We start from the raw sequence: 20,049 nt of genomic DNA on the forward strand, positions 1-20,049 counted from the left end.
AAATAAAGGATGCATAGTTTTTCCTCATAATCAAAAAATAGGATCAGCGAAGCGGTTAAGGAGAGTGTTTTCACTGATTGATCTCATCGACATCGAGAAGGTATACCAGACCGGCAAAAAGTCATCCTTTATCGCTCTGCGCGGCATTAACCTGAAGGTGGATAAGGGAGAGATATTCGGCGTAATCGGCCGGTCAGGAGCCGGCAAGAGTACGCTGCTTCGAAGCGTGAACCTGTTGGAGCGACCTACCGGGGGTACCGTCATCGTCGGAGGTGATAAGCTGATGGCGCTTGGCGAGAAGCAGCTGCAGGAGAAGAGGAAGCGGATCGGGATGATCTTCCAGCACTTCAACCTGTTGACCACAGTAACCGTGAGAGACAATATCGCCTTTCCACTCCGTATCGCGAAGATCAGCACAAACCAAATGAAGGCGCGAGTTGACGAACTGCTGGAGCTTGTCGGGCTAACGGAATACCAGCATCATTACCCCAAACAATTGTCCGGCGGGCAGAAGCAGCGCGTCGGCATAGCCAGAGCGCTGGCGAATGATCCCGAGGTGCTGCTCTGCGACGAGGCGACATCGGCGCTCGATCCGCAGACGACAGAGGGCATATTGACGTTGTTGAGGGAGATCAATCGCAAGATGGGCATCACTATTCTGCTTATTACACATGAGATGGGCGTCATCCGCTCGGTATGCGACCGCGTTGCCGTCATGGATCATGGACAAATTGTGGAGAGCGGAACGGTGCTGGATGTCTTTCTCCATCCGAAGAACAAGATCACCAGAGAGTTCGTCAGCGAGGTGTCCGATACGTTCGGCAGTGAAGCGGTCGGAGCTTATCAGGTAAAGGGGCAAATGGTGCGCATACACTTTCGGGGGGATCAGACGTATGAGCCAGTGTTATATGAGACGGTTCGCAGAACGAATGCTACGTTTGCCATCCTTCAGGGTACTGTATCCAAAATGAAAGATGTTCCGTACGGCCAGTTGATTGTAGAGCTGAGAGGCAGCGATGCCGAGGTCAATCGCATTGTTGAAGAATTAGGCGAGCAGGGACTTGAGGTGAGCAGGCTATGATCGAGAAGATAATGATAATCGCATGGGCTAACCCGTTTTCTTTTTTCGCAGAGATCCGGTGGGAGGATATCTTCAAAGCATCGAATGAAACGATGTACATGCTCGTATTCTCCTTGTTGTTTACGATCCTTTTGGGGCTGCTGCTGGGAATTGTGCTGTTCCTCTTCTCAGAGGGTCAGCTCTTGCAGAATAGGGTCTTGTACAGCATCTTGTCCGTCATCGTCAATGTGCTGCGCTCCGTTCCGTTCGTCATCCTGATGATCTTGATCATGCCGGTTACGAAGATGCTTGTCGGCACGTCTATTGGCGTCAAAGGAGCGATACCGCCGTTAGTTGTAGCTGCTGCTCCGTTCTTCGCCCGGCTGGTGGAATCCTCCTTGCGAGAGGTGGACAGAGGAGTGATAGAAGCCGCGACCGCGATGGGAGCTTCGAGGGGGATGATCGTACTGCATGTGCTGCTTCGGGAAGCGCGTACAGGATTGATCGCGGCCATTACCATTACTGCCGTTACGCTAGTCTCCTATACCGCGATGTCCGGCGTTATCGGCGGGGGCGGACTTGGCGATCTCGCCTTAAGGTTCGGCTATCAGCGATTCCGCCTGGATGTCATGGTCGTGACAGTTGCTTTGCTGCTCATACTGGTACAACTTTTGCAGATGGTGGGGGATATGCTGGTCCGAACGTTCAGTCGAAGGTAAACAATGCAACCAATAGATAAAGAAGCAGGTGGAGATGAAGATGAAAAACCAATCGTATAAGGCAATGGTGTCGATCATGCTAGCCTTTATGCTGGCGGCTTGCGGCAATAATGGAGGCAATGGAACAGGCGGCGCTTCGCAATCCCCAGGCAATGGAGGCAGTCAGCCTACGGCAACGCCGGGCCAATCGGCCGTAACGCTCAAGGTGGGTGCTTCGCCAGTACCACATGCTGAAATCTTGACCCATCTCATACCTTCGCTCAAGGAGCAGGGTATTACGCTTGAAGTTATAGAGTTCAACGATTATATTCAGCCCAATGTACAACTGTACGAGAAGCAGCTAGATGCGAACTTCTTCCAGCATAAGCCTTATCTCGATCAATTCAACAAGGATCGGGGATATGATCTGGTCATGGCTGCGGGCGTTCATATAGAGCCATTCGGCGTCTATTCGAACAAAATTAAAACGATAGACGAACTGAAGGACGGTGCGAAGATCGCCATCCCGAACGATCCATCCAACGGAGGACGCTCCTTGATTCTGTTAGCGCAGCATGGCTTAATCGAGCTGGATAAGAACGCCGGAGTCGAAGTGACAGTGTCGGACATTAAGAACAATCCGCGCGGTTTTAAATTCGTGGAGCTGGAGGCTGCCACGCTGCCCCGTGTTCTGGACGAGGTGGATATCGCGGCCATCAATACCAACTTCGCGCTTGAAGCGGACCTAAACCCGATAGAGGATGCTCTCTTTATTGAAGACAAGGACTCCCCTTACGTGAATATACTGGCAGTGCGATCCGATAATAAAAATGACGCTGCCATTCAAAAGCTGGTACAGGCACTAAAATCATCGGATGTTGAGAAATTTATTAACGACACCTATAAAGGGGCAGTCGTTACAGCATTCGACTAAAGACATAAATCAACTTAAGATCGCTTCTCTTCGCCTCCTGTGGCAGAGCGGAACGATCTTTTTACTATGTGATTTTCTTTGATTTCAAGGAGAGGAATGGTTAAGATAGAGAAATAGAATAGCTCTGGTATGAGGAGCGACAACAACGACGAGGTGATAGCTATGTCTTATTCATTTGATGAGCTGATTGATCGTAAAAATTCGCGTTCCTACAAATGGGATCAAGTAGGGCCGCTATTTGGAGATAAAGATATTTTGCCGCTTTGGGTAGCTGATATGGACTTCCCAAGTCCGCCTGCGGTCAGGGACGTCTTGCACAAACGGGTGGAGCTTGGCGCATACGGCTATGCGATCCGTACGGACGACTATTTCGATGCCATTACTAGCTGGTTCGAGCGCCGTCATGGTTGGAGTTTTCAGAAGAGTTGGATCGTCGATAGCCCTAGCGTCGTGACGACACTTAGCCTGGCCGTCGAGCAGTTCACTTCGCCCGGGGACAAAGTCGTGATTCAGACACCTGTCTATTATCCGTTCTACGATGTTATCGAGAGCAACGATCGCGTCGTCGCGAAGAATTCGCTCTTGAACAAGGATGGCCGTTATGAGATGGATCTGGAGCATCTGGAGTCCTTATTCAAGGACGGTGCGAAGCTGTTCCTATTCTGCAACCCTCATAATCCTGGAGGGCGTGTATGGAGTCGGAATGAGCTGCTTGCACTAGGTGACCTGTGTCTCCGTTATGGCGTTATTGTGGTATCGGACGAGATCCATTGCGATTTGATCTTCCCGGGTCATGAGCATGTACCTTTCGCCTCGTTGTCGGAAGAGCTGGCGGATATTACGATTACGTGTCTGGCTGCTACGAAAACATTCAACTTGCCGGGTTTGCATACCTCATTTATGGTGGTCTCCAATAACGGGATGAGGGTACGTCTCGACAAAAGAATCAAGACGCTCAGTATCCATATGGCACAGCACTTCGCGCAGGATGCGGTCGTTGCTGCCTATAACGAGAGCGAGGATTGGCTGGAGTCATTGCTCCTGTATGTGAAGGGCAATCTGGATTATGCGCTTGCTTATCTGGACGAGCATCTGCCGGAAGTGAAGCCGATGAAGCCGGACGGAACTTACTTGCTATGGCTGGATTGCAGAGCACTTGGTCTGGATAAGAACGGCTTGAAACAACTTATGTACAAGAAGGCGAAGGTTGCCTTTAATGAAGGCTCCACCTTCGGCGTGGAGGGGGAAGGCTGGCTGCGCGTGAATCTGGCATGTCCGCGATTCATTCTGGAGCAGGCGCTTCGTCAATTTTGCGAGGCGGCGAAGGCATAACTAACATTAATTTACTCGTCACAAAAAACGAACCAGCAGCCTTGCTCGTGGAGGCCAGGTTCGTTTTTTTATGAGACGGTGCCATCCGACTTCTATCTGTTCTCCACTCGCTCCGGGGGAGCCATGTGTTTATTGGTTCAGAGCTATTCACTTTCGTTCTGTTCAAGGTTCAAATCCCTGAGGGCTCATGAACCACTCGCCTTCATGGAAAACGTCTTGCATACGCTCAACAACCTTATGCAGAGCATCTGGATGATACCATTCTTCCAGTCCATGCTCTCGGTAGAGGGAGGCTAATCCGAGCCGCCCCGTACGCTTGCCGCCGCTGCCATCGCCATTGAAGTAGTCATCGATGCATATTCGATTGGTTGCTTGGCGAAGCACCTGCGGGAAGCTCTCGCTGCTTGGAAGCAGGGGGGCAATTGCGGCTTGTGTTGCAATGCCTTCTTCGGTCAATTGGGTTAGCGCACGCAATCTGGCCGATATGGGTGGAGCCGATGGAGTGAATAGCTTGCGCATATCATCTAGGTCCGTCTCAATAGTCATACTGACGCGCACCCGTTCTTCCAGTTGCTTGAGCAAGTCGATGTCGCGGGTCACAAGCGGGCTCCGTGTCTGAAGGAGCAGAAAGTCTGGCGGTTCCTCCGCCATTACTTCAAGAAGCGACCGCGTCACAAGCTCTTTGTGTTCAATCGGTTGGTAGGGGTCTGTACTGGATGACATAAAGATGGTGACCGCGCCCCTTTTCTTCGCTGTACGCAGCTGGCGCCGAAGGACAGCCGCCGCTCCTTGCTTCACATCGACCCATGTGCCCCAGTCCATCTGGCGGAAGAGCGAGACTGGCATTTGTCGTACATAACAGAAGGAGCATGCAAAGGCGCATCCTGTATACGGGTTAAGCGAATGGGTATAGCCGGATAGAAAGCCGGTGCCTTTATTCAGAATCGTCTTCGGTTCTTTATACTCCGGTTCGATTCGCATCTTCCAGCTCCAATAGTTTGGTCTTCATCGCTAATCCGCCTCGGTATCCCGTAAGCGCTCCGTTTTTCCCTACGACCCGATGACAAGGCACCATAATTAGAAGAGGGTTCGCCCCAATGGCAGAACCGACTGCGCGAACAGCCTTTGGCTTGTCGATAGCTTGTGCAATATCGCTATATGAGACCGTGACGCCATAGGGGATAGCAAGCAAAGCCTCCCATACGGCGTTTTGGAAAGCCGTCCCTCCTGTATCGCGCTTGAAGGTGAAGCTCTCGCGCTTACCGTCCCAATACTGTGTAATTTGCTCCTTGTATAACTCAAGCTTGCTATCGTCCTGCACCCATTGCGACACGTTGAAGCGAGATGATTCGCGCATCATCAGATCCTCCAGCGATTCTCCGTTCGCCCCAATGCAGCATAAGCCATCGGCAGTAGCTCCTATCGGTACAGTCCAGCTTCCATGCTGAAGCAGGGTCCCGTATATCGATATTTCTTCATGTTCTCGTGATGTTGTCATAATTATTTCCCTCCTATATGACGCTGTTGTCTGAAGACAGCAGGCGTAAATCCGTTCATTTTCTTGAATAATGTTATAAAGTAAGGCGTATTCCGAATGCCGACAAGCTCACCGATATGAGTGATGGAGCTGTCCGTTTCTATAAGCAGCCGTTCAGCATTTTTCATCCGGACTTGCTGCACGTAAGCGAGCGGCGTCATGCCTGTTGTTTTTTTGAATGTGCGGTGGAGGTGATAGGGACTGCCATGGCAAATCTCGCTAAGCGTCACAAGATCGATATTCTCCATATAATGCCGATCCACGTATGCTGCAATTTGCTCCGACCATTCTTCATCGGGAAGACGCTCGCCTGCTGGCTTGCATCGTTTGCATGGACGATATCCCGCTGAGACGGCGTCGGCAGACGTGGGAAATACCTCTGCGTTACTTCGCTTCGGAGGCCTGGACTTACAGGAGGGTCTGCAATAGATCCCCGTTGTACGCACCGCATAATAGAATCGTCCATCATACGAGCCGTCATTAGACATGATTGCCTGCCACTGCTCCTCAGAGATAGAGCCGGACTTTTTATTGGATCGGTTATAAGCTTGTTCGGTTGGTAGTTGTCCCAGTGGCCCAGCTGTCATCCGCTTCACTCCTTCTATCCATAGTATAACGGATGGATGGAACGAACGTACGCTGTATAAGATGGAAAAGCAAGATATTGAAATAGAGAGGTTGTTAAGCAAAGAGACAGGGAAGGGCAGAGGAAAGGAAACTCAAAGTGAAAGAAAAGAAGCGGGAATCAGGGATAAGTATGGGGGATCATTAGGGGAGTTAGTCTTTTCGAATGATTAAATAAATGATAAGGCCTATGACAGGAAACACAATCGTGCCAATGAGAATCAGCAAGGCGTATTCATTGCTTCTGCCCAATCGCTTGGCGTCGCGATATGCCCATACGCTAGTCGCGATATTGAGAATAAATAAAGTAAACATAATGAGCAGCATGAGTAATCCGAAAATTCCTACTGAAGCCATGTATTTCTCCTCCTCATGGGTTCATTTGAAATAAATGTTTGTTCTCTCACTAAAGTACGACTGTGCTCCCTCTCTCGTTTCAATAAAAAAACCTGCCAGCGAACATGAAGTTCGCTGGCAGGGCAACATGTACGAATTAATGAGCCGCTGCGTCGTCGTCGTTCGTCATGCGAAGCACTTCGAAGATTTTGAACAGCAGGCTAAGTACAATCGCTACGATCGTTGCAAGCGCCATTCCGCTGAAGGCGACTTCGCCGAACGTAAGCTCTACGCCGCTAAGTCCAATGACAAGTACAACTGTCGTAAGGAACAAGTTCGTAGGTTTGCTGTAATCGACCTTCGCTTCTACAAGCATCCGCAAGCCGGAAGCTGCGATGACACCGAAGAGAAGCAGCGATACACCGCCCATAACCGGCGTAGGAATGCCGGATACGAGTGCAGAGAATTTGCCGGAGAACGACAGGATGATTGCGATGACTGCTGCTCCTCCGATGACGAAGGTAGAGTATACTCTCGTAATGGCCAGTACGCCGATATTCTCGCCATATGTTGTGTTAGGTGTAGAGCCGACAAAGCCAGACAGAATCGTAGAGATACCGTTGCCGAGCATCGAGCGGTGCAAGCCCGGGTCTTTGCTCAGGTCCTTGCCGACAATATTGCCTGTTACGATCAAGTGTCCAATATGCTCGGCGATAACAACCAAGGCAACTGGAGCGATTGCGATAATCGCTGACCAATGGAACTCAGGAAATGTAAAGGTCGGGCTGGAGATGAAGGATGCTTCCGCTACGTTGCTGAAGTTGGTTTCCTTCATAAAGTAGGCCAGTGTGTAGCCGAAGATAATGCCGAACAGGATCGGAATAATTCTCATGAAGCCGCGGAACAGCACCGATCCCAGAACGGTAACAGCAAGTGTTGCTGTCGATATAATAACGAAATTAGGATTCATAACCCAAGTAGCGGGATCGTCCTTGTCACCTGGAATGTAGCCTGCCATTTTAGCCGCGACCGGTACAAGCTCAAGGCCGATAATCGCGACGATAGCGCCCATAGCAGCAGGAGGGAATACGACGTTCAGCCATTTTGTGCCCGCCACTTGAATAATGAAGGCCAGAACGGTGAAGATGACGCCTGCTGCAATGAAGCCGCCGAGAGCTGCTGCATAGCCGCCTCCTGCCGCTTTACTGAAGATTATAGCGCCGCCAGGACCTAAGAAAGCAAAGCTGGAGCCCAAATAGGCCGGGATTTTTCCTTTGGTAACAAGGATGTAAAGCAGGGTACCGATACCGTTCATCAGCAAGCAGATGGCTGGATCGATTTCAAAAATGTTGGGTACGAGTACCGTCGAGCCGAACATCGCGAACAGATGCTGCAGACTGAGCAGAAGGCCAGGGACGGCTGGCGGCCTTTCGTGGACGCCGATCGTTTTAATCATAGATCATTCTCCTTGAATTATAATGAAATTCGACAAATTCCTTTGATGATTCTACAGATTTCCTTTGTGATTGGCAAGCGTTTTCTTCACAGAAGCGCTAATTATATTCCATTAAGCAAGGCATCCCGACGCAGATGCTTCATCCACTCCAGTTTCTCCTAAACATAATGACATCAAAACAACAGGCAGCCCGAGGGCTGCCTGTTGTTACGATGATCATCAGTATGAGGATGTGAATCTTCTATATATAGAAGATATTATTTTGCGGCTAGCAAATTGTACAGCACTTGAGCAACTTGCGCTCTAGTGGAATTCGCTTTAGGTGATAGTTGACCTTCACTGCCGGATACAACTCCGCTTTCCACGAATGCCTCGAATGCTGGCTTAGCATAACCTGCAATCTGGCCTGCGTCACTGAAGTCTGCTAGGGAAGCATTCGATTGCTTCGCCGGTACTTCCTTCAGAACTTCCAGCGCACGATGCAGCAGCGTGAACAGATCCTGACGCGTGATCAGGTCGTTCGGCTTGAACTGATTGTCGCCTGCGCCTGTCGTAATGCCTAGACGCTTCGCAGCTGCCAGGTAACCGGTGTAATACGTATTTCCAGCGTCGGAGAAGTTCGCTGATCCTGCAGCATCTGCTTCAATACCGTAAGCTTTCAGCAGCAGAACAACGAATTGTCCTCTAGTAATGGCTGCTCCAGGGTTGTACTCGCCGTTTCCGGAGCCGTTCGTAATGTCTCTTGCTGCCAGGAAGGTGACGGCATTGCCGTACCAAGCGCCTGCAGGAACATCAGAGAAAGATACTTTGTTGTAGCCGATTATATATTGCGAGAAGTGAGTCGTCTTGAAATCAACAGTTCCAGTAGCTGCGGAGTATTGACCGCGAATGGTGTGCAATTCGCCTTCCTCTGTAACATGGTAGACGATAATAGCTTGTGCATCCTCGCCTGCTTGCAGGCGATAAGGAATGCTTACATTAACGTTGCTTCCGCCGAATTCCGATACGGACGTTTCTCCGGCGAATACCGTAAGGTCATAGACCGGTCTGTCGCCCAGCACTTCCTTGCCTTCTTCTGTAAGGGAAGACTTGGCGATAATAAAGCTGATGTCTCCAGTATCCTTCGACCCGCCGATTGCTTTTAATGCTGCGGAATCAAAGGTAATGGAAGCGAATCCTACATGAACCTGAATCTCGACATTGGAGCCGGCGATCAGCTTATCATAGTTTTCGCGCGTCAGTGTCACTTGTGTCGTTCCTTCTGCGGAGTCGGATTTCACGTTCAGCTCGACAGTAGTCGGCTTGCCTGCGGCTGCATCTTGCTTCGCTGTTTCAATCAGCTTTGCAGCTTCCTCTTCGCTTACAACAGCAACTGTAATACCCGATGTTGCATCTTTGCTTGCTGGCAGTGTTACGACAACTGGCTTGCCGTCACTTCCAGATTGTTCAGGTGCTGTAGTTGGTTCCGGAGTTGGTGTCGAAGGACCTGGGCCTCCGCTTCCCGGAGAGCCCGAGTTAGCACTTACAGTGACTTCAACGGATTGACCAGCTTCATAATAAATATCCGTAGGGTCTGTAGCGCCTGCATTATAACCTGTTTTTCCTTTGTAACGAACCTGATAAATTCCGGCTGCCAGTCCAGTAATGGACGTGCCTTCTACCGGCAGATACGTGTCCGATGCTTTTGCTTTGTACTCCAGCGCTTCGGATACGCCTTTAATTTGGCCGTTTTTGGCACTGGACGAAGAAGCATTGACAGTCGTCAAGCCGCTCGGTACCAGCTCCTGTCTGGAAGACAGCAGGTTCAGCGCTTTTTTGTACCGATCGCGGTTGCCGCTTGCATGATCAGCTGCAATGTTGTTCCAAGAGTACATCAACTCGACATGACCGTATACAGGTGCTGCTGCGTTGGTGTGGTCAACATTGTCCTTGTTGTAAGTGAATACATAAGGAACCTGCAGACGCTTCGCATATTCTCTGCCTTCGCCTTCGCCGGACCAGATCAGATAGTTGCCGTTCGGAACTTCTGGCGGTGAGCTAGGGTTACCGTTGTTATGTTTGCTATTAGCTGTTGTAATATTCGGCAAGTATTGGTTGACGAGATCGACATAAATTCGCGCATTCGGATGGTTGACATCACGAACATGAAGCTCTGCGCTCTTGAATTCTTTCGAAATCGGATCAAAACCGTTGTCCAGTCTTGTATCCCATGTATAGATCGTCTGGATGCCCTCGTCAATCGCCCATTGGTTGATCAGATCGATGACGGGTTGTGTGTTCGGGCACCAAGGACCGCCATACAGGATGGCGTAATCGCCGGAGCTTTCATGAAGCTTCTTCAATTCGTCATAAGTGACAGCCTGGAATACGATACGGGAGCCTGTGAAAACGGTACGTCCCGCAGCTGCATCGTAAGTGGATTTAAAGTAGCTTTCATTATTAAACAGCGAATGGGAAGCTATTTTTTTATCGCCTGTTTCTTTGGAAATCGGATCGAACACTGCGCGCACTTGATCTTTGTACGCCTTCACTTTTGCGGGATCAAGCTTGCCGTCTTCCGCCAGGAAATCTTCTTTTGTCAGAAGCTCCTGCAAGTCGGCTACGATAGGGGATGCTCCCTCTTCATTTTTCCGGTCATAGACGAACAGGTAAGGCGCTTCAATGCGGTCGGCTTCTCCAGTCTGGTTGCCTACTGTATAGGAAATTTGATCCGCATTTTCGATCTGGAGGTTGGTCAGATGCTGATTAACCAGCTCTACATAACGCTTACGGTATGTATCCGGGCTGCTGCTGTCCGCGATATCAGCGGAAGCCGTCTCCCCGTCCAATCTCGTATCAAAGTTATAAATCGCCGTAATGCCGTAATCTTTGGCTACATCGTTGATATAACCGATGACGGCTTGCGTGTTCTCGCTCCATGCGCCTCCGAACAGAACAACATAAGTGCCGTCGGAATTGAACAAGCTCCATAGCTGGTGATAAGTCAAAGTCTCGAATACGTTTGACTTGCCTGCCAACTCGTCATAAACATCGGAGAAATAAGAGTTATAAGTGCTGTACTTGGCAACTTTCGCAGGGGTGTTGCTTTCTGCACTGGCATGGCCGGCGGATACCGCCGGCAGCACCAGAGTGAGTGCCAATAATAGAGTTAGTATGGTTTTAAAACTGCGGTTTTTCATGTTTGGTACCCTCCTCTGATTGTATAGTGATTAGCAATCTTCTTCCGTGTCGCCGCCGCCACCAGTTGATGGTGCAGGTGTAGAAGGTGTCGGCTTCGAAGGAGCGGCCGGAGCCGAGCCCGAAGAAGATGAACCGGAAGACGACGAATCCGACGAATTATTTGTCTTAGCAGGCTCCGGTTTTGCAACAGTCACTGGCTTGGATGAATTGGAATTGTTGACGAAGTTAATCGATTTGCTTGGGCTGGATTCAGATGCAGCCGGAGCAGGCTCAGCTTTTGGCTCTGTTGTGGCAGCAGGCGCAGCCGGTTTGTTTTCTTTAGCTGGAGCTGCCGCAGGAGTTTCCTTCTGTGGAGCCGCCGATGGCTGAGGCTCGGTTTTAGCCGTTTGTACTGCCGGCTGATTGTCTGCTGGTGCGGAAACAGATGTCTTCGCTGCTCCGTTATTGGACTCTTGCTTTGACGTTGTTGCAGCAGCCGGTGCTTCAGCTTTAGGTGCCGCTGGAGCATCAGCTGCAAGCTGAACCGCCGGATCCGCAGCTTCTTGAGCCTGTTCGTTTGCAACGGTTTCGACAACAGCGTCGCTTACAGCAGACTCCGCTTCAACCTCTTGAGCCGGTTCGCTCACAGTTGTTGTTGGCTCCTCGGCAGCCGGAGCTTCCGGCTCGATCGCAGGGGCAGCGACATTCTCTTGCGCGACCAGTTCATTATGGGAAGACTCTACTTGAGCCTTGTTGGCAGATACGGCTGCATACGTTAGTACGGTAAACGCGGCGACAGAGGCGAGCAGTGTAATGGATAGTTTGTTTACTTTTGGTTTTGTCATGTGAAAAGACCTTCCTTTCGTAATGGCTCCAAGGAGGAGCTCCTTTGTAGTGGTTCTTTGCCTGTAATTGTACGAGAGGGATACAGACCGACGAAGATCCTCCTTTATCATGGATTCGGACAAAAAAAGAAGACCCAACAAGAGCAAAAAAACTTCGCTCTCATTGAATCTCTGGTTGTCCAGTCGATTAATATGATCGTTCGCAGTCCCTATAAAAGTGGCTGACCCTACTGTATCTGGCTTAAGTGTATGCCGGAAGCCATGTGATGTCAATGATTATTTTCATTTTTCCTATAGCTTTTGTCGGAATTAAAGAAAAACATCAATTTCCATAAGAATCCATAAAATTATTTTTTGTAAAACAGATTGACAACGTCATCTATTGTTTGTAAATTGAATACGATATTCCGATAAAAATTATAGGATTAGGAGGGTTTAATCAGATGGATAAAATAGATAACAACTTGTTACTAGCCATCCAAACAAATTGGTACAGCTTCGTCGTCTCCTTATTTGTATTTGCACTGTTGTTTTTCCTCGCCCGGAAGCGGGTTGGTTTCGGAACCCGGGTTCTGGTCGCCTTAGGCATCGGGGTTGTTGCAGGCATTGTGTTCCAAAGCCTTGATTCATTCGAGATCAAGGGGATTACGACCTTCGGCAGTATTTATGTCAGCTTGATCAAAATGCTCGTTATTCCTCTAGTATTCGTACTGGTGCTTAACAGCATAGCCTCGCTGAAGAGTCTGGATTATTTGCGGAAGATCGGCTTCAAAACCTTCGCCTGGTTTCTGGGAACGACGGGTATCGCATCGATCATTGGTCTGTTGGTTGCGCTTGCCTTCAGTCCGGGCAAAGGGCTTCAGCTCGATATTCCGGCTGATTTTGCCGTACGTGAAATTCCGACCTTCTCGCAGGTTATTCTGGATCTGGTGCCTTCCAATCCGATTAATGAAGCGGCGCAAGGCAAGGTTGTGCCTGTTCTTATCTTCGCGATCTTTATTGCAATTGCTATTATTAAAGTAGGCTCCAAAAATGAAGAATCGGTGAAACCGGTGCGCGATTTGATTCAATCGCTTACGGGGATTCTCCATCAAGTCGTCAAGTTTGTTATTCGCTTGACTCCTTACGGCGTATTCGCGCTTATTGCCGGTATGACCGCTCGTTATGGATGGGAGACGCTGACGGAGCTGGGCAGCGTAATCGTATCCTCCTACGTCGCATTAATCTTGCATTTTGTACTTATCTTTGGCGGTTTGGTCTTGTTGGTAGCCAAGGTGAATCCGCTGAAGTTCTTCCGCAAAATTTATCCGATGATCGCGGTTGCCTTCTCGACGCGAAGCAGCTATGCCACGCTTCCGGTCAACCTGGAAGTTATTACGAAGCGACTTCATGTCTCTCCTCGGATCGCGAGCTTTGTCGCTCCGCTGGGTGCGTCCGTCAACTTCAACGGCTGCGGCGGCGTATGGCCGGCTATCGTGGCCGTCTTCTCGGCGCAATTGTTCGGCATTACGCTGTCCTTGACGGATTACATTATTTTGGTTCTGGTCAGCATCATCTCCTCCATCGGTGTTGCAGGCGTGCCTGGACCGGCTGTCATCTCGACGACTGTCGTCTTGACTGCGCTTGGTCTGCCGCTTGAAGGCATTGCAATTGTAGCTGGTGTTGAGGCACTGATCGATATGGGCCGCACAGCGGTTAATGCGACAGGAACGACGGTTACATCGCTGCTTGTTGCTAATTCCGAAGGCGAGTTCGATCGCGAAGCGTTCAATCGCAATGACGATGAAGAGATTGTCGTGAACGCCGTATAAGGGATGATCGATTAGAGATCGTCCACCATCATAGAGGGTGTCCCCAAGGTCATGTCATGACGAGGGGGCGCCCTCTTTTCTATTCATACAAGGGAGTAGGAGCAGGACCGTCCGTTCTCTAAATTCAGGTAAAAAGTAGGTAGACCCGCTTGGGTCAATCACTATAATGGAAATAAGATACAAATGAATACAAAAAAGATGCCGGAAAAAGTCCAGCTTAACTGGCATCATTCGGGAGGCGAATCTTTGGGAAGATCATTTGCGAATTTGCATATCAAGTCGAACAGCCTTGAGAAGTCGATTGAAGGGTTAAGAGAGTTGATTGAAAGGGATCCTGAATTGTTAGGGCTGTCAGCTAACCAAGATCAAATGGACTCGGACGTGACCCAGTCTCGCAGTGTGCATGAGTCTGAGCTAGTCCTGTATATAAGCAGCAACGAAAAGTGGATCAGTGTGCTCCATGATTATTTTGTATGGGGAACGGTGAAGAGAATCGGCAAGTCGTTGTCTCTGCTTATTGGTGAGCCGGTTATAACGGTCGGATTTATGCATGATGAATTATTTGAGTTGTCGATATTTAAGGATGGGGAGATCCAGGCCGAAAGAATCTTTTGCGAAGATTGGACGAGGAGCGAGTATGGGCTCCAGGAAGAGCTTCTTCATGATGACAACATGCGGGAGGCGCTAGATATTCGTCAAGAAGATATGGACGAACTCGCAACGATTACGAGTCCGGCACAAGCGGTAGATAAGCTGTCCGAGCTCGTAAGTCTACCTTTATGGAGCGATTGGGAGTGGATTCCGCATGAGGAGGAGCTAAATATCCAATTTGCAAAATATGAGTTATGACAGAACAAGCGAAGGAGTTACGTCACGACATGCGGCGTAGCTCCTTTGCTCGTTTACACAGCCATTGATCGATAACAACGAAGGGCTGCGGCAAAATGCCGGTGTCGTTAACCCCATCTCCGATAAAGGAACGGAACGGGGTGAAAGGGCTGATCCAGCGGCGCATAGTAGGTTTCGGATTCACCGGTGATCGGACGGTAGGGGTAATGATAGCCCTGGTGTTGAGTCTGATTCGCTTGTTGATGCGTCCCAGGCGCCATCTGCGTCATATTCATGCCGCCGTAGTTCATCATTGGCTGCATGGAATGGGGAGGTGTCTGCTGCTTGGTACAGGATAAAGGAGGTCCCAGGATGACGGTATCCGTAATGGGGGCCAAAGTATCCTTCACTTTCGCCTCGTCGAGACAATACGTATGCGCCAGTATGCTGGCAGGCGTAAGCCTCAGAATATCGGAGCCGAAGATGACTTCCGGAATCGGGGCGTCGAAGATCGCCAGCAGATGGGTATTATCTTGCGTAGCTATCTCGTAATGCCACCAGCCCTGCGGCACATTGGCGACTTGTCCCGGGGCAATGGTGAAATTCAGCAGTTCTTTTGTGAAAGGATTAAGAATCGATACGATAGCCCCGCCTGCAATACAGTAGACGAGTTCGGTAGAGTTTTGGTGAATATGCGGCTCAACAACGTTGTCCGTGCTGAGGAAGATATCCAGCAGGGATGCATTGCCCAGCGTATTCAATTGTTTGACAGATAGTACGTTAATGTAATTCTGTGCATCTTTCTTGAAAAATGGATTGTCGGACAGTGTAGAAGTAAATTGAGTGCTTGGCGCCGTGAAATCCATGTAGGAGACAGCCATGATCCGGTTCCTGCCTTTCGGTAAGTAGAATTTGACAGGATTATTGTATGTGTTCGCCCAGACGAAGGTGAGAGCTTTCTGCGGCAAGCCATCCGATTAGAGCACTCTGGACAGCTTGCGGTATGCGGTAGCGGATATGCCTTCGTGCTTGCGGAACAGTCGGCTGAAGTAGTGGATGCCGGAATAGCCCAGTTGCTCGCTGATTTGCTCCACGGACAAATCGGTTTCCCGGAGCAGGCGGCGCGCCTCGCGATGACGAACGTTGTGCAGAAATTCGTTGGGCGGCAAGCCGGCCATCCCCTTGAACAGCTTGGCGGCGTGATCGAGGCTAAGATTCATGCGTTCGGCAATGATCGCATTCGACCATGGCGCATCCGGCTGCCGCTCCATCTCCTCGATGATTTCCATCAGCTTGCCGCTGTATGGCGTAGCGAGCGAGCGGGAGCGCAAGGGCTGCAGCCGGAGCAGGTGAGTCAGGATGTTCAGCATTAATGCCTTGCAAGCCAGCTCATAGCCTATAGGACGTAGCGTAAATTCCTGCACCAATTGCTCCATTAGCTGTACGCAGGCCAAGGTCGGCGTATAGACGGGCTCCTGCGATAATGGCTGGAATCCGTCAGTTACCGCTTCATGGGCGAACCGGTGATACTGAACATGGTCTTCACTAACGATCATGTCGGCTTCCGTCAGAATGTCCAATTCATCGAAAAAATCAAAGTGAATGCCCAAGAAGCGAGTATCCGGGCTGGATATAGCTTCATTCTGATGAAAGACACCCGCAGGCAGCACGATCAACTGCCCGGCGGACAGATGATGACGCTGGCCCAGCATCGTGGTTGCGGCTTCCCCTTGGCTCACATAGAGCAGCTCGAAGTCATAAATGCGCCGCTCTGGAAGCGGGCCGGTAGGCAGCCGCTGGAACTGGGCGTAATGGATGCGCGGCGACCATTCTTTGATCGTGGCATGACGCCTTAGCGGATAGCTTATCTGGTTCGCTTCCATATCCTTCTCCCCCTGCTCGTTCATCTGTTAAGAAAGTGAACGGAATTGTACAAATAATAACTTCTTTGACTAAAGCCTAATTCCTTATTAACGGATTATGATAGGAGTATTATGGCATGAATAGTCATTCCTTACAAGTGGACGGAATTCGACAAATGAAGGGGGAGTTTGGGGTGAAGAAAGGGATTAGCATATGGTCATTTCCGGCGGGAAGCACGATCGTGGAATGTGCCCGGCTTGCGAAGAGGGCCGGGTTCGATGGAATGGAGCTGTCGCTCAATGAGTCGGGAGAGCTTGGACTTGCTGCGACCGATCGGGATGTACTGCGCATAAAGGCAATGCTGGAGGAAGAAGGACTGGAAATTGCGGGACTAGCGACCGGGCTGTATTGGGATTATTCCATGACCAGTGCTGACGAGAGCCAGCGGCAGAGAGCGATTGACGTATGCAAGAAGCAGCTGGAGCTTGCTGCGGCGTTTGGAGTAGATGCTATTCTGGTCATTCCCGGAGGGGTGGGCGTTGATTTTATTCCGGGCTCGGAGGTCGTATCTTATGAGCTGGCTTATGATCGGGCGTCTGAGGCGATTGGCAGGTTAGTGCCGTATGCAACTGAAGCAGGTGTATCCATCGCCATCGAGAATGTATGGAACAAGTTTCTGCTCTCGCCGCTGGAGCTTCGCGGCTTCATTGATGCGTACAGCTCTCCGTTTGTTGGCTCTTATTTTGATGTGGGGAATGTGGTGCACAGCGGCTACCCGGAGCAATGGATTCGGATATTGGGTCATCGTATCAAAAAGATGCATTTCAAGGACTATAGGAGGCAGGCTGGCGGCCTGCACGGATTTGTAGACCTGCTGGCTGGCGATGTGGATTATCCTGCTGTGGTTCAAGCTTTGAAGGAAATCGGCTATGAGGGCTATGCGACGGCTGAGATGATTCCGCCTTATACGCATCACACCGATCAACTCATCTTCAACACTTCCAATGCGATGGATGCCATCTTGGGCCGCAGCTCATGAAGACCGCTGTTCCTAATTTTCCCGAATAGGAGAGATGATGATGCTTAAAGCAGGACTTATCGGATTTGGATTTATGGGACGTATGCACTTCGATAATTACGTACGGCTCATGAATGAAGGAGCACAGGTTCAATTGGTTGCCGTGTGCGACTCGCGCATAGAGCAGCTGAAGAATACATCTGCAGGGGGCAATATCGCAACGGCACAAGAGGTATACGATCTATCAACTTACAATCTATACGAGAGTGTCGAAGAGATGCTGGAGAATGAAGAGCTGGATATAGTCAACCTTACGCTGCCAACGCCGCTTCACGCCGATCTGACGATTTCGCTGCTTCAGCAGGGCATTCATGTCATGTGCGAGAAGCCGATCGCCAGGACCTCGCAGGAAGCCTGGCGGATGGCCGAAGCGGCCAAGTCAACAGGCAAGACGTTAATGATCGGACAATGCCTTCGCTTCTGGCCCGCCTATGAATATATGAAGCAATGCGTGACGGACGGGCGTTACGGTGAAGTGCTGTCCGGCAGCTTTTTCCGAGGCGGGGCAACGCCTCAGGGATGGTTTCGGAACGGAGAGCTTAGCGGCGGCTGTATGCTAGATATGCACATTCATGATACGGACATGATCAACTGGCTGTTCGGGCAGCCGGAAGCAGTCTCCTCCGTTGCGCGCAATGTCATTACCGGGAGTGCGTACGATATGGTCTCTACCAATTATATCTATGCGGACGGCAAGGTGCTGAACGCACAGGCTGACTGGACGCTTCAAGGTGAGTTCGGCTTTGCCATGACATTCCGTCTGAACTTCGAAGGTGCCAATATTGTATTCGAGCAGGATCATCTCAAAGTCAATCCCAACGATGGGCCGAGCTTCAGTCCGGAATTGTCACCGGATATGGGGTATTACCGGGAGATCCAGTACTTCATCGAGGTCGTACAGAATGGCCAGCCGGCATCGGTATGTACGCCGGAGAGCGCGGCGGCATCGCTGGAAATCATAGAAGCAGAGATTCGTTCGGCGGACAATCGCGGAGCGCTGGAGCGGGTTCAGTTAACTAGGCTGGGGAAATAGGCCGCGGTTGGTTCAGGCTGGGAGGGACATTAGGACTGCGGATCACCGCATGTCAGAATGTCCCTTCTTGTCTCCCGGCGACTGTCCCGGTGGTCACATTTGCAATTGCGGTCTCATTCATACTAAGATGGATTCATCCGAAGTGAAGGGCGGCGCTTGTCGTACCTATAGAGGGAGAACCGTTTATGAAACCCATACAAATAGAGCAGTTCAAAAAGATGAAGAACGAAGTTACTCGTTTTATGATGATGTACCAGTTCGCTTTGAACGAGTTGGAGACCAAGATTGAAATATTAAAAGAAGAATTCCAATTTCTGCATGACTATAATCCCATTGAACATACCAAATCAAGAGTAAAGTCGCTGGAAAGCATTATGCGGAAAATAAGCCGCAAAGGTGTTCCGTTTGTGCTGGAAGATATTAAAGGTCATATTAAAGATATAGCAGGACTCAGAATCACTTGCTCGTTCATTACGGATATCTATCATATTCGAGACATGCTGACCAACCAATTCGGTCTCCGCGTCAATGAGGAGAAAGACTATATTGGGAATCCGAAGCCCAACGGCTATCGGAGCCTTCACCTTCTTGTAGAAGTGCCGGTCTTTATGTCGGACGGGCAGGAGAGCGTCTGCGTAGAAATTCAAATTCGTACGATAGCAATGGACTTCTGGGCGAGCCTGGAGCATAAAATATTTTACAAATACAATCAATCTGTTCCCGCAAGCCTTCTTCAGGAATTGAAGGAAGCGTCCGATTCCGCGAATCGTCTTGATTTGCAGATGGAACGGCTTCACCGGGAGATCTCTGTCATTAAGGAAACCCAGGGCGATGATAGCGTGGAGGAACTGACCCAGCTGCTTATGGGCAGTCAGTCATTCAAGCTGCCTTCTGCGCTGCTTGAGCTTGGGAGAGAAGGGAACTAGCCCATTATTTTATTCGCGCCGCTGTCCGATTCTTCTCTCTATGAGACTCCTATTGGACATGAATATTAATTTCTAGTAGGATAATAGAAAAGTAAGTAGCACAGCGACGATGAAATAGGGGTTGAGACTTATGTTGCAGCTAGGATCCAAGGTTGTCATAGTGGCTGACCAATTCGAACAGAAGCTTCCCATTGGGGAATATGGCTATATAATCGCATACGACCGCAACGCCGATAATGTGTTTGACTATGTGGTGCGCGTACCGATGGCGAATCGCAATTTTCTTGTTCCTGACGAGGACGTGGAGCTTGAAGAGGTGCTCGTTCAATTGGAAGTGGACCGTATCGAGCGGGAGGCCCTTATCGATTATGCGCTTGCGACGCACAACGAGGACCTCTTCAAGCGTATTATGAAGGGCGATGAAGAGGACGCGGAGGAAGAGCATGCGGGCAAAGAGCCTATTAGTCGTGAGGACTTCATTCGTCAGGTTAATCTGAAGGCATGGATTTAATGGTAAGGCGCGGGTTTG

Annotated in this window: 19 protein-coding genes; 10 read left to right on the forward strand and 9 right to left on the reverse strand. The window is 50.0% G+C overall.

What is annotated here, in order from left to right; genetic code table 11:
• The first annotated feature begins 73 nt into the window (after positions 1-73).
• The 4 genes from DX130_RS21895 (at position 74) to DX130_RS21910 (ending at position 4,024) form a co-directional block, all read left to right on the forward strand.
• Positions 74-1,081 carry a methionine ABC transporter ATP-binding protein gene (locus DX130_RS21895; RefSeq protein WP_116049063.1) on the forward strand — a complete coding sequence of 336 codons (1,008 nt, stop codon included), beginning with the start codon at positions 74-76 and terminating at the stop codon, positions 1,079-1,081.
• 92 nt (positions 1,082-1,173) lie between these two features.
• Positions 1,174-1,779, forward strand: a complete 606-nt coding sequence (locus tag DX130_RS21900; RefSeq protein ID WP_240644648.1) for a methionine ABC transporter permease — start codon at positions 1,174-1,176, stop codon at positions 1,777-1,779.
• Between the two features lie 40 nt (positions 1,780-1,819).
• The gene (locus DX130_RS21905; protein ID WP_116048981.1) at positions 1,820-2,692 is read left to right on the forward strand and encodes a MetQ/NlpA family ABC transporter substrate-binding protein; all 873 of its coding nucleotides are present in this window, start codon (positions 1,820-1,822) and stop codon (positions 2,690-2,692) included.
• 162 nt (positions 2,693-2,854) lie between these two features.
• Positions 2,855-4,024, forward strand: coding sequence for a MalY/PatB family protein (locus DX130_RS21910; RefSeq protein WP_116048982.1), 1,170 nt, complete (start codon positions 2,855-2,857; stop codon positions 4,022-4,024).
• Positions 4,025-4,186: 162 nt separating this feature from the next.
• Here the strand turns inward: DX130_RS21910 and DX130_RS21915 are convergent, their stop codons facing one another.
• The 7 genes from DX130_RS21915 to DX130_RS21945 form a co-directional block, all read right to left on the reverse strand.
• Positions 4,187-5,005: an SPL family radical SAM protein gene (locus tag DX130_RS21915; protein WP_116048984.1), complete on the reverse strand. Its 819-nt coding sequence runs from the start codon at positions 5,003-5,005 to the stop codon at positions 4,187-4,189.
• Complete coding sequence (locus DX130_RS21920; RefSeq protein ID WP_116048986.1) at positions 4,983-5,522, reverse strand: methylated-DNA--[protein]-cysteine S-methyltransferase; 540 nt, start codon at positions 5,520-5,522, stop codon at positions 4,983-4,985. The genes DX130_RS21915 and DX130_RS21920 overlap by 23 nt, the downstream gene beginning before the upstream one ends.
• A gap of 2 nt (positions 5,523-5,524) precedes the next feature.
• Positions 5,525-6,148, reverse strand: a complete 624-nt coding sequence (locus tag DX130_RS21925) for a bifunctional transcriptional activator/DNA repair enzyme AdaA (RefSeq protein WP_116048987.1) — start codon at positions 6,146-6,148, stop codon at positions 5,525-5,527.
• A gap of 190 nt (positions 6,149-6,338) precedes the next feature.
• Entirely contained in the window at positions 6,339-6,542 is a 204-nt protein-coding gene (locus DX130_RS21930) for a PLDc N-terminal domain-containing protein (RefSeq protein WP_116048989.1), read from the reverse strand.
• Between the two features lie 136 nt (positions 6,543-6,678).
• Positions 6,679-7,977: a uracil permease gene (gene uraA / locus DX130_RS21935; protein WP_116048990.1), complete on the reverse strand. Its 1,299-nt coding sequence runs from the start codon at positions 7,975-7,977 to the stop codon at positions 6,679-6,681.
• Between the two features lie 257 nt (positions 7,978-8,234).
• Positions 8,235-11,156 carry an S-layer homology domain-containing protein gene (locus DX130_RS21940; protein WP_116048992.1) on the reverse strand — a complete coding sequence of 974 codons (2,922 nt, stop codon included), beginning with the start codon at positions 11,154-11,156 and terminating at the stop codon, positions 8,235-8,237.
• A 30-nt stretch (positions 11,157-11,186) separates the two neighbouring features.
• Entirely contained in the window at positions 11,187-11,981 is a 795-nt protein-coding gene (locus tag DX130_RS21945; RefSeq protein WP_116048994.1) for a hypothetical protein, read from the reverse strand.
• 443 nt (positions 11,982-12,424) lie between these two features.
• On the opposite strand from DX130_RS21945, the gene DX130_RS21950 reads away from it, so the two are divergent.
• Both DX130_RS21950 and DX130_RS21955 read left to right on the forward strand, forming a co-directional pair.
• Positions 12,425-13,792, forward strand: coding sequence for a dicarboxylate/amino acid:cation symporter (locus DX130_RS21950; RefSeq protein ID WP_206098868.1), 1,368 nt, complete (start codon positions 12,425-12,427; stop codon positions 13,790-13,792).
• Positions 13,793-14,038: 246 nt separating this feature from the next.
• Positions 14,039-14,641 carry a hypothetical protein gene (locus tag DX130_RS21955; protein ID WP_116049069.1) on the forward strand — a complete coding sequence of 201 codons (603 nt, stop codon included), beginning with the start codon at positions 14,039-14,041 and terminating at the stop codon, positions 14,639-14,641.
• 107 nt (positions 14,642-14,748) lie between these two features.
• On the opposite strand, the gene DX130_RS21960 is transcribed toward DX130_RS21955, so the two are convergent.
• Positions 14,749-15,501 (reverse strand): cupin domain-containing protein, encoded by a 753-nt coding sequence (locus DX130_RS21960; protein WP_116048996.1) that lies wholly within the window; start codon positions 15,499-15,501, stop codon positions 14,749-14,751.
• A gap of 96 nt (positions 15,502-15,597) precedes the next feature.
• Complete coding sequence (locus DX130_RS21965; RefSeq protein ID WP_116048997.1) at positions 15,598-16,503, reverse strand: helix-turn-helix transcriptional regulator; 906 nt, start codon at positions 16,501-16,503, stop codon at positions 15,598-15,600.
• 173 nt (positions 16,504-16,676) lie between these two features.
• Here DX130_RS21965 and DX130_RS21970 point away from each other — a divergent pair, with 173 nt between their 5' ends.
• The 4 genes from DX130_RS21970 to DX130_RS21985 all read left to right on the forward strand — a co-directional run bounded on the left by DX130_RS21970 (position 16,677) and on the right by DX130_RS21985 (position 20,031).
• A complete protein-coding gene (locus DX130_RS21970) occupies positions 16,677-17,522 on the forward strand; it encodes a sugar phosphate isomerase/epimerase family protein (protein ID WP_116049071.1) in 846 nt (281 codons plus the stop codon).
• A gap of 34 nt (positions 17,523-17,556) precedes the next feature.
• On the forward strand, positions 17,557-18,594 hold the full coding sequence (locus DX130_RS21975) for a Gfo/Idh/MocA family protein (RefSeq protein ID WP_338068655.1): 1,038 nt from the start codon (positions 17,557-17,559) through the stop codon (positions 18,592-18,594).
• Between the two features lie 185 nt (positions 18,595-18,779).
• Positions 18,780-19,520, forward strand: coding sequence for a GTP pyrophosphokinase (locus DX130_RS21980; protein WP_116049000.1), 741 nt, complete (start codon positions 18,780-18,782; stop codon positions 19,518-19,520).
• Between the two features lie 130 nt (positions 19,521-19,650).
• The gene (locus DX130_RS21985) at positions 19,651-20,031 is read left to right on the forward strand and encodes an ATPase (RefSeq protein WP_116049001.1); all 381 of its coding nucleotides are present in this window, start codon (positions 19,651-19,653) and stop codon (positions 20,029-20,031) included.
• The last annotated feature ends 18 nt before the right edge of the window (positions 20,032-20,049 follow it).

The organism is Paenibacillus paeoniae (assembly GCF_003388735.1).
GTDB classification, from domain to species: domain Bacteria; phylum Bacillota; class Bacilli; order Paenibacillales; family Paenibacillaceae; genus Pristimantibacillus; species Pristimantibacillus paeoniae.